This is a genomic window from Streptococcus oralis (assembly GCF_001579175.1).
In the GTDB taxonomy this organism is placed as follows: Bacteria; Bacillota; Bacilli; order Lactobacillales; family Streptococcaceae; genus Streptococcus; species Streptococcus oralis_O.
This window is the reverse complement of sequence record NZ_KQ970760.1, coordinates 615,143-617,773: the sequence shown is the minus strand read 5'-3', so window position 1 is coordinate 617,773 and position 2,631 is coordinate 615,143. Positions and strand designations below refer to the sequence as shown.

The following is a 2,631-nucleotide window of genomic DNA, read 5'->3' as shown; positions in this document are numbered from 1 at the left end:
ATACTCCCCCAATCAACATGTGTCACCATTTATCATACACGCTACCACACCACATGTTGGAACTCTCTGTGAATTGACATTTATAGGAAATTCACAACAAGCCGTGACAGAATGCTACCCTAATTAGATGATTCACTGTCATTAAAGAACATCAATGGTGATGGACGGATCGATATATCATTCATCTGCACGCAACTAGTGACAAGTTAAAAGAAGGAGAATCTCTCCATCTAGTTCTTTATCCTACTGACTTTAAAATCATCATACGTGACAATACCGCCTACCACCCGACTGACATTTTCGTTCAGTCCACGCTTACTGTACCTTTTAAAAGGAGTACTTACTTTATGAACAAATCAGAACATCGACACCAACTTATCCGCGCCCTCGTTTCAAAAAATAAAATTCATACCCAAGCAGAATTACAAGCCTTGTTAGCGGAAAATGATATCCAAGTCACACAAGCAACCTTATCTCGTGATATCAAGACTATGAACCTTTCAAAAGTTCGGGAAGAAGACCAGTCCTACTATGTTCTAAATACTGGTTCTATTTCTAAATGGGAGAAACGTTTGGAAAACTATATGGAAGATGCTCTTGTCATGTTACGTCCTGTCCAACACCAAGTTATTCTAAAGACTCTTCCAGGTTTGGCCCAGTCATTTGGAGCTGTCATTGATGCCCTTGATTTCAAAGATGTTGTTGCTACACTATGCGGAGACGATGTCTGCATGATCATCTGTGAAGATGCTACAAAAGCACAAGCATGTTTTGAAAATCTTAAAAAATATGCCCCACCATTTTTCTTTAGTGAATAAACAAATCCCGTGATTAAAAATCACGGGATTTGTTTATTCATTTGAAAGTGTTTCTTCTTTCTTCATACGTGCCAATCTAAGAGCACGTTTGGGATTGAGACGATTAAACAATTCTTCTAGTTTCTTTTCATTCCATACGTCTGCTGCAGAAACAAAATTTCCATCTGCATCTCGGAATGATATCGGTTTATCTCCCATATCAATCTCCTAGTCTACAAATTCAAATTCAAATTTACCGATGCGGACCAAGTCGCCATCTTTGGCACCACGTGCACGAAGGGCTTCGTCAACCCCCATACCACGAAGCTGACGGGCAAACTTCATGACTGATTCGTCACGGTCAAAGTTGGTCATGTTAAAGAGTTTCATGAGTTTTTCACCAGAAAGTACCCATGTCGCATCATCATCACGACTAATCTCAAAGGCTTTTTCTTCCTCGTCAAAGCCATAGTAAGCCTCTTCTTCCATATCGGATTCATCATAGATTGGGAATTCTGGAGTCTTGTCCAACAATTCAGCTGTCGCATCCAAAAGGGTAGCCAACCCTTGCTTGGTTAAACCAGAAATCGGGAAGATGGCTGGTAGTTCTTCAAACTCGTCGTAGTTAGCTGCCAATTTCTTCTTGAAGGTTTCAAGATTTTCCTGACTTTCGGGCATGTCCATCTTGTTAGCCACGATGATCTGCGGACGTTCCATCAGACGAAGGTTGTATGATTCCAATTCTTTATTGATAGCAAGGTAGTCCTCATAAGGATCACGCCCTTCGCTGGCCGACATATCGATGATATGAAGGATAACTCGAGTGCGTTCAATATGTCGAAGGAACTGAGTTCCCAAGCCAACACCTTGACTAGCTCCCTCAATCAAACCTGGAAGATCTGCAACAGCAAAGGACTCACCTGACTGCGTACGAACCATACCCAAATTAGGAACAATTGTCGTAAAGTGGTAGGCACCGATTTTTGGCTTAGCTGAAGTGATGACACTAAGCAAAGTTGACTTTCCGACAGATGGGAAACCAACTAAGCCAACATCCGCCAAGATTTTTAATTCCAGTTGCAACTCACGTTCCTGACCCGGCTCTCCATTCTCAGAGATTTCAGGTGCAGGATTTTTTGGTGTTGCAAAGCGGATATTTCCACGACCACCTCGACCGCCATGTGCCACGATAAACTCTTGACCGTGCTCAATCAAGTCTGTAATGACTTTCCCTGTCTCAGCATCCCGTACAGTCGTTCCTTGGGGTACGCGAACACGAAGGTCTTCTGCACCACGCCCATGCATTCCTTTTGTCATCCCTTTTTCACCAGATTCGGCCTTGAAATGACGGTTATAGCGGAAATCCATCAAGGTACGTAAGCCTTCGTCTACTACGAAAACGACGTTACCACCACGTCCACCATCACCACCCCAAGGTCCGCCATTCGGGACATATTTTTCACGGCGAAAGGCAACCATGCCATCACCACCATTACCAGCCTTGACTTTAATCTTAGCTGTATCTAAAAACATACTCATATTTTCTTCTCACTTTAAAAAGGCTGGGAAATCCCAGTCATTAGTCATTGTTTCTGTCTAAACAACTTGCTTAGAATCTGCTAAAAGCTCCAAGCGCCGTTGCAAAGATACCAGCAAGGGTCACAAACAACATGATGAGCACGACAACAAGTGTCACCTTTTCAAACATTGTTTTTTACGGTTACCGTTATCTCCAAAAGCCATAGTTTCTCCTTTTTACTCTATAATTTTAATTTAATATTCTGTAGAAACAGGTGCAATTGCCCACAAAATCAAGTAAGCAAGAACCCCTGCT

The 2,631-nt window shown here is 42.3% G+C and carries 3 protein-coding genes and 1 pseudogene; 1 reads left to right on the top strand and 3 read right to left on the bottom strand.

Annotation, left to right across the window (positions count from 1 at the left end; translation table 11 throughout):
- Window positions 1-347 precede the first annotated feature (347 nt).
- Window positions 348-818, top strand: a complete 471-nt coding sequence (locus SORDD24_RS07360; protein WP_001043022.1) for an arginine repressor — start codon at window positions 348-350, stop codon at window positions 816-818.
- A 33-nt stretch (window positions 819-851) separates the two neighbouring features.
- On the opposite strand, the gene SORDD24_RS07355 is transcribed toward SORDD24_RS07360, so the two are convergent.
- From SORDD24_RS07355 to SORDD24_RS07345, 3 genes and pseudogenes are all read right to left on the bottom strand, one after another.
- The gene (locus tag SORDD24_RS07355; RefSeq protein WP_000502575.1) at window positions 852-1,016 is read right to left on the bottom strand and encodes a hypothetical protein; all 165 of its coding nucleotides are present in this window, start codon (window positions 1,014-1,016) and stop codon (window positions 852-854) included.
- A 9-nt stretch (window positions 1,017-1,025) separates the two neighbouring features.
- The gene (gene obgE, locus SORDD24_RS07350; RefSeq protein ID WP_004240053.1) at window positions 1,026-2,336 is read right to left on the bottom strand and encodes a GTPase ObgE; all 1,311 of its coding nucleotides are present in this window, start codon (window positions 2,334-2,336) and stop codon (window positions 1,026-1,028) included.
- A 70-nt stretch (window positions 2,337-2,406) separates the two neighbouring features.
- A pseudogene (locus tag SORDD24_RS07345) lies at window positions 2,407-2,540 on the bottom strand (DUF4044 domain-containing protein).
- Between the last annotated feature and the right edge of the window lie 91 nt (window positions 2,541-2,631).